This window comes from Streptomyces sp. NPDC096012 (assembly GCF_040426375.1).
Taxonomy (GTDB): Bacteria; Actinomycetota; Actinomycetes; order Streptomycetales; family Streptomycetaceae; genus Streptomyces.
On record NZ_JBEOTD010000052.1, the window covers coordinates 39,042 to 46,292 of the forward strand.

Consider the following 7,251-nt stretch of genomic DNA (forward strand, 5'->3'; position numbering starts at 1 on the left):
TCAGATCACCCCGTTCGACTTCAGCAGGCGCAGTTCCTCGTCACCGAGGCCCAGTTCACCCACGTAGACCTCGGCGTTGTGTTCGCCGAGCAGTGGCGAGGTGCGCACGTCGACGGGGGAGTCGGAGAGCTTGAGCGGACTGCCGACGGTCACGAACTCGCCGCGCTCGGGGTGCGGGACGCGCACCACCATCTCGTTGGCGGCCAGCGAGGCGTCCTCGATGATCTCCTTGGTGGACAGGATCGGGCCGCACGGGATGCCGTGCGCGTTGAGCCGGTCCAGGACCTCCCACTTGGGGAGCGTGCTGGACCACTCCTCGATCAGCTGGAACATCTTGTTCAGCTTCGGCAGCCGGGCCTCGGGTGTCGCCCACTCGGGATCGGCCGCGAGTTCGGGCCGGCCGATGAGTTCGCTGATCGGCTTCCAGCCGACGGGCTGCACGATGACGTACACGTAGTCGTTCGGACCGCCCGGCGCGCATCGGACCGCCCAGCCGGGCTGGCCGCCGCCCGAGGCGTTCCCGGACCGGGGAACCTCCGTGCCGAAGTCGTCGTTGGGGTATTCCCGGAGCGGCCCGTGTGCCAGGCGTTGCTGGTCGCGCAGCTTCACCCGGCACAGGTTGAGCACGGCGTGCTGCATGGCCACGTTGACCCGCTGCCCCCGCCCGGTCCGCTCCCGCTGGAACAGCGCCGCGAGGATCCCCGCCACGGCGTGCACACCCGTGCCCGAGTCTCCGATCTGGGCCCCGGTCGCCAGCGGCGGCCCGTCCTCGAAACCGGTGGTCGACATCGACCCGCCCATGGCCTGCGCGACGACCTCGTAGGCCTTGAAACCGGTGTACGGGCCGTCCCCGAACCCCTTGATGGAGGCGTAGACGATCCGCGGGTTGATCTCCTTGATGCGGTCCCAGGTGAAGCCCATCCGGTCGACCGCGCCGGGGCCGAAGTTCTCGACCATGACGTCCGAGCGCCGGATCAGCTCGGTGAGGATCTCCCTGCCGCGCTCGGTCTTGGTGTTCAGCGTGATGCTCCGCTTGTTGCAGTTGAGCATCGTGAAGTAGAGCGAGTCGACGTCCGGCAGGTCCCGCAGCTGCGTACGGGTGATGTCGCCGGACGGCGCCTCCAGCTTGACGACGTCGGCACCGAGCCAGGCGAGCAGCTGGGTGGCGGAGGGACCGGACTGGACGTGCGTCATGTCCAGCACCCGGATGCCGTCCAGGGCCCTGGTGGGCGTTGTGGTCATGCGGTCCACCTCACTTGTACATCGTCTGGTTCATGGTTCCGGGGGCGTACGCGTCCGGGTCGACCCAGACGTTGATCAGGGACGGCTTGCCGGACTCGCGGGCCCGGCGCAGAGCGGGACCGATGTCGGCGGGGTCGCGGACCTCCTCGCCGTGACCGCCCAGCATCCGCGCGAACTCGTCGTACGGCACGTCGCCGAGGGTGTTGCCGACCCGCTCGCGCTCCTTGCCGTACTTGACGGCCTGGCCGTAACGGATCTGGTTCATCGAGGAGTTGTTGCCGACGATGCCCACGAAGGGCAGGTCGTAGCGGACGAGGGTCTCGAAGTCCCAGCCGGTCAGGGAGAAGGCGCCGTCCCCGAAGAGGGCGACGACCTCCTTGTCCGGGCGCGCCTGCTTCGCGGCGAGCACGAAGGGGATGCCGACGCCGAGAGTGCCGAGGGGGCCCGGGTCCATCCAGTGGCCCGGCGACTTGGGCTGCACCACCTGCCCGGAGAAGGTGACGATGTCACCGCCGTCGCCGATGTAGACCGAGTCCTCGGTGAGGAAGTCGTTGATCTCGCTGACCAGTCGGTACGGGTGGATGGGCGAGGCGTCGGACCGCAGCTGCGGCAGCCGCTTGTCGAGCGCCGTCCGCTCCGCCGAGCGCAGCTCCTCCAGCCACTCCTTGCGCCGGGCCGCGCCCGCGTCGATCCGTCCGGAGGCGGCCTCGGTCACCGACTTCAGCACCAGGCCGGCGTCGCCGACGATGCCCAGGTCGATGTCGCGGTTCTTGCCGACGGTGCGGTAGTCGAGGTCGATCTGCACGACCGTGGCGTCCGGGGACAGCCGTTTGCCGTAGCCCATGCGGAAGTCGAAGGGCGTGCCGACGATCACGATGACGTCGGCGTGGGAGAACGCGTAGCGGCGCGAGAGCTGGAAGTGGTGGGGGTCGCCGGGCGGGAGGGTGCCGCGGCCGGCACCGTTCATGTACCCCGGGATGTTCAGCGTGCGCACCAGCTCGACGGCGGCCTCGGTGCCCCGGGTGGTCCACACCTGGCTGCCCAGCAGGATCGCGGGCTTCTCTGCGTGCACCAGCAGGTCGGCGAGGCGCTCGACCGCCTCCGGGTCGCCGGCCGAGCGGGTCGAGGCGCGGTAGGCGCCGGTGCGGGGCACCCGGGCCTTCGCGACCGGCACCTTGGCGTCCAGGACATCACGGGGGATCTCCAGGAAGGCGGGGCCGGGCGCTCCGTGGTAGCACTCGCGGAAGGCCATCGACACCATGTCGGCCGCGCGTGCCGTGTCCGGCACCGTCGCCGCGAACTTGGTGATCGGCGTCATCATGTCGACGTGCGGCAGGTCCTGCAGGGAGCCCATCTTGTGCTGGGTGAGGGCGCCTTGACCGCCGATGAGGAGCATCGGGGACTCCGCGCGGAAGGCGTTGGCGACCCCCGTGACGGCGTCGGTGGTACCGGGCCCCGCGGTGACGACCGCGCAGCCCGGCCGTCCGGTGATGCGCGCGTAGCCGTCGGCGGCGTGGGCGGCGACCTGCTCGTGGCGTACGTCGACGACTTCGATGCCCTCGTCGACGCAGCCGTCGTAGATATCGATGATGTGGCCGCCGCACAGCGTGTAGATGCGGTCGACCCCCTCGGCCTTGAGCGCCTTGGCAACGAGATGACCACCGGAGATGACGTCCTGGGTGTCGTCGGGCATGGCGGAGTCCGTCCCTTTCGTCGGGGTGCGAGCGGCTCACGGCGCGCTGTATGCAGTAGATTGCATACAGTCGACGAATACTGTATGAAGCTTGTTATCCCGCATCCGGTGGGTGGTGTCCAGGGGGCGAACGCACTTTTGGGTCACCGGAATCCGGCCGCCTCGGCCGTCGCCCCCGGAGCCGCTGGCGACCTCGCAGACAGGAGCCGGAATGGACCTGTACGAACACCAGGCAAGGCAACTCTTCGAGGAGTACGGCATATCGGTGCCGCGGGCGGAGGTCACCGACTCCCCCGAGGAGGCCCGCGAGATCGCGCGCCGGCTCGGCGGCCGGGCCGTGGTCAAGGCCCAGGTGAAGACGGGCGGCCGCGGCAAGGCGGGCGGAGTCAGGCTCGCCGCCGACCCGGCGGCCGCCGAACTGACGGCACGGCAGATCCTCGGCATGGACATCAGGGGCCATCGGGTCGGCCAGGTGATGCTCGCCCAACCCGTCGACATCGCCGAGGAGTTCTACGTCTCCTATGTGCTCGACCGGACGGCCGGCGGCTTCCTCGCCATCGCCTCCGCGCAGGGCGGCATGGACATCGAGGAGGTGGCCGCGAGCCGGCCCGAGGCGGTCGCCCGGATCCCGGTCGACCGGACCGAGGGCGTGACCTCCGCCCTGGCCGGACGGATCGCGAGCGCGGCCGGGCTGCCACCGCAGACCGCCGACGTCCTGATGCGGCTGTGGCGGGTACTGGCCGACGAGGACGCGCTGCTCGTCGAGGTCAATCCGCTGGTGCGCACCGCCCAGGGGCGGATCCTCGCCCTCGACGGCAAGGTCACCCTGGACGACAACGCGCGCTTCCGGCAGGCACGTTGGGGCGCGGACGCCGACGAGCACGCCGATCCGCTGGAGGCGATGGCCGCGGACCGCGGGCTCAACTACGTCAGGCTCGACGGCGAGGTCGGCGTCATCGGCAACGGCGCGGGGCTGGTCATGTCGACCCTGGACGTGGTCGCCGGCTGCGGCGCCCGCCCCGCGAACTTCCTCGACATCGGCGGCGGGGCCTCCGCGCAGGTCATGGCAGACGGACTGGCGGTGATCCTCGCCGACCCGGCCGTGCGGTCGGTGTTCGTCAACGTGTTCGGCGGGATCACCGCATGCGACGCGGTCGCCGACGGGATCGTGGCGGCCGTCGACCGGATCCGGCTGACCAGGCCGCTGGTCGTCCGCCTCGACGGCAACAACGCGGCCCGGGGCCGCGCGATCCTCGGCGAGCGCGCGCACCCGCTGATCGAACAGGTCACCACGATGGACGGCGCCGCCCGCCGGGCCGCCGAACTCGCCCACGCGGACCAGGGAGCCGGCACATGGCCATCTATCTGACCAAGGACAGCAAGGTCCTCGTGCAGGGCATGACCGGCGCCGAGGGCATGAAGCACACCCGGCGCATGCTCGCGGCCGGTACGGACGTGGTCGGCGGGGTCAACCCGCGCAAGGCGGGGCGGAGCGTCGACTTCGACGGCCGGACGATCCCGGTCTTCGGGTCCGTCGCCGACGGCGTCCGCTCGACCGGCGCCGACGTCACGGTCGTCTTCGTGCCCCCGGCCTTCGCCAGGGCCGCGGTGACCGAGGCCGCCGACGCGGGCGTCCGCATCGCCGTCGTCATCACCGAGGGCATACCGGTCCACGACACCGTCGCCTTCACCGCCTACGCGCGCGGCAAGGGCACCCGGGTCATCGGCCCGAACTGCCCCGGCCTGATCAGCCCCGGCCAGTCCGACGCGGGCATCATCCCCGCCGACATCACCAAGCCCGGCCGCATCGGACTGGTGTCCAAGTCGGGCACCCTCACCTACCAGCTCATGTACGAACTGCGGGACATCGGCTTCTCCACCTGCGTCGGCATCGGCGGCGACCCCGTCGTCGGCACCACACACATCGACTGCCTGGCCGCCTTCCAGGACGACCCCGACACCGAACTCGTCGTCCTCATCGGCGAGATCGGCGGCGACGCGGAGGAGCGCGCCGCCGCCTACATCCGCGACCACGTCACCAAGCCGGTCGTCGGCTACATCGCCGGGTTCACCGCGCCGGAGGGCCGCACCATGGGCCACGCCGGCGCCATCGTCTCCGGCTCCACCGGCACGGCCCGGGCCAAGCAGGAGGCCCTGCAGGCCGCGGGGGTCCGGGTCGGCGGCACCCCGAGCGAGACGGCACGACTGGTCATGGACGCCCTGACCGGCGGCTGAGCGAGCTCTGGCGGGCGGCGCGTTCGGCTGCGTCACGCACCGGTTCATCCCGCTCGGACTGCGAGCGGGCCATGTCCGGCGCCAGGTTCGGCTGTCCACGCCCGTTCCGATCGAGGGCGGCCTCCGCCCGGCACGACCTACGGCTGTCCAACGCCGCCCGGACCGTGAGCGGGTCCTGCTCGGCACCACCTACGGCTGTTCAGCCCCGCCCGGACCCTGAGCGGGTCCTGCCCGGCACCACGTACGACTGTTCGCGTCCGTTCCGATCGTGAGCGGGCCCTGCCCGGCACCACGTACGGCTGTTCACGCCCGTTCCGAACGTGAGCGGGTCCTGCCCGGCACCACCTACGGCTGTCCACCCCCGCCCCGACCGTGCAGCGAGAGCGGAGACGACGTTATGGCACCCACCCTCAGCCCGACCCCCGAGTCCCCGGCCGTCCTGAAACCCGGCACCGCCTACGCGGACGCCTGGCGGCGCTGCCGGACCGCCGCCCCCGAGGCCTTCCGGGACGACCACGTCCTCAATCTCTGGGACGCCGCCTGGCGGCCCGGCGGGCGGACGCTCCCGGCGACCACGCCCGTGGACGGCACCCCGATCGCCGGCGCCCCGCGGCTGGACGGCGCCACCGCCCAGCGCGCCGTACGCGCCGCCCTCGACCAGCACCGCGCCTGGCGGCACGTGCCCCTGCCGGAACGGCGGGCCCGGATCGCCGCCACCCTGGACGCACTGGCCGAACACCGCGACCTGCTCGCCCTGCTGCTCGTCTGGGAGATCGGCAAGCCCTGGCGGCTCGCCCGCGCGGACGTCGACCGGGCGATCGACGGCGTCCGCTGGTACGTCGACGGCATCGGACCCATGCTCACCGGCCGGTCCCCGCTGGACGGACCCGTCTCCAACATCGCCAGCTGGAACTATCCGATGAGCGTCCTCGTGCACGCCGTCCTCGTCCAGGCCCTGGCCGGCAACGCGGTCATCGCCAAGACCCCGACCGACGGCGGGGTGGCCTGCCTCACCCTCGCCGCGGCGCTGGCCGCGCGCGAGGGGGTGCCGGTCACCCTGGTCGGCGGCAGCGGCCGCGAGCTGAACCAGGCGCTGGTCCGGGCGCCGGAGATCGGCTGCGTGTCGTTCGTCGGCGGCCGCGACACCGGCGCCGCCGTCGCCACCGCCGTCGCCGACCTCGGCAAACGGCACATCCTGGAACAGGAGGGACTGAACACCTGGGGGGTGTGGGACTTCTCCGACTGGCCACGGCTGACCGAACTGATCCCCAGGCTCTTCGACTACGGCAAGCAGCGCTGCACCGCATACCCGCGGTTCGTCGTGCAGCGCTCCCTATTCGACGCCTTCCTGGCCGCCTATCTGCCGGCGGTCGGGAGCGTCCGCGTCGGCCACCCGCTCGCCGTCGCGGACCCCGCCGACCCCCTGCCGGACCTCGACTTCGGCCCGCTGATCAACGCGGCCAAGGCCAAGGAACTCGCCGACCAGGTCGCCGAGGCGATCGACCGGGGCGCCGTACCCCTGTACCGCGGCCGCCCAGAGGCCGCGCGCTTCCTGCCCGGCCAGGACACCTCCGCGTACGTCCACCCCGTCACCCTGCTCAACCCGCCGCCCTCCTCCCCGCTCCATCACGCGGAGCCGTTCGGCCCGGTCGACACGATCGTCCTGGTCGACACCGAGGCCGAACTGCTGGCCGCCATGAACGCGTCCAACGGCGCCCTGGCGGCCACCCTCGCCACCGACGACCGTGCCACCTACGAACGGCTCGCCCCGCAGATCCGCGCCTTCAAGACCGGCCACGGCGTGCCCCGATCCCGCGGTGACCGGGACGAGCTGTTCGGCGGGTTCGGCGCGTCCTGGCGCGGCGCCTTCGTCGGCGGCGAACTGCTGGTGCGCGCGGTCACCCGGGGACCGGCGGGGGAGCGGCTGCCCGGAAACTTCCCGGAGTACCAGCTCATGCCGTGACCTCGCGAGGGCCGGCCGGTGCGAAGGCGGGCGGGGCATGCCCCGTGCGCGGTGCGCGGCCCGTGCGCGGTGCAGATCACGGTTGAGCCGTGCAGATGCCGGGCGGGGTGGCAGACGC

Annotated in this window: 5 protein-coding genes; 3 read left to right on the plus strand and 2 right to left on the minus strand. The window is 71.9% G+C overall.

The genetic code is table 11. The features are described 5' to 3' along the window. A complete protein-coding gene (gene frc, locus ABVB68_RS33315; protein ID WP_353604919.1) occupies window positions 1-1,242 on the minus strand; it encodes a formyl-CoA transferase in 1,242 nt (413 codons plus the stop codon). A gap of 10 nt (window positions 1,243-1,252) precedes the next feature. Beyond that, window positions 1,253-2,935 (minus strand): thiamine pyrophosphate-binding protein, encoded by a 1,683-nt coding sequence (locus ABVB68_RS33320; protein WP_353604920.1) that lies wholly within the window; start codon window positions 2,933-2,935, stop codon window positions 1,253-1,255. Window positions 2,936-3,146: 211 nt separating this feature from the next. Between ABVB68_RS33320 and sucC the strand changes: the two genes are divergently transcribed. The 3 genes from sucC to ABVB68_RS33335 all read left to right on the plus strand — a co-directional run bounded on the left by sucC (window position 3,147) and on the right by ABVB68_RS33335 (window position 7,133). Beyond that, entirely contained in the window at window positions 3,147-4,304 is a 1,158-nt protein-coding gene (sucC, locus tag ABVB68_RS33325; RefSeq protein WP_353604921.1) for an ADP-forming succinate--CoA ligase subunit beta, read from the plus strand. After that, window positions 4,289-5,170, plus strand: a complete 882-nt coding sequence (gene sucD, locus ABVB68_RS33330) for a succinate--CoA ligase subunit alpha (RefSeq protein WP_353604922.1) — start codon at window positions 4,289-4,291, stop codon at window positions 5,168-5,170. Before sucC ends, sucD begins: the two co-directional genes overlap by 16 nt. Window positions 5,171-5,567: 397 nt before the next feature. Then, complete coding sequence (locus ABVB68_RS33335; protein ID WP_353604923.1) at window positions 5,568-7,133, plus strand: aldehyde dehydrogenase family protein; 1,566 nt, start codon at window positions 5,568-5,570, stop codon at window positions 7,131-7,133. Window positions 7,134-7,251 lie beyond the last annotated feature (118 nt).

Excerpts from the sequence above, each read along its gene's own strand:
- frc (WP_353604919.1), bottom strand. The coding sequence starts at position 1,242 with ATGACCACAACGCCCACCAGGGCCCTGGACGGCATCCGGGTGCTGGAC.
- sucD (WP_353604922.1), top strand. The coding sequence starts at position 4,289 with ATGGCCATCTATCTGACCAAGGACAGCAAGGTCCTCGTGCAGGGCATG.
- ABVB68_RS33320 (WP_353604920.1), bottom strand. The coding sequence starts at position 2,935 with ATGCCCGACGACACCCAGGACGTCATCTCCGGTGGTCATCTCGTTGCC.
- ABVB68_RS33335 (WP_353604923.1), top strand. The coding sequence starts at position 5,568 with ATGGCACCCACCCTCAGCCCGACCCCCGAGTCCCCGGCCGTCCTGAAA.
- sucC (WP_353604921.1), top strand. The coding sequence starts at position 3,147 with ATGGACCTGTACGAACACCAGGCAAGGCAACTCTTCGAGGAGTACGGC.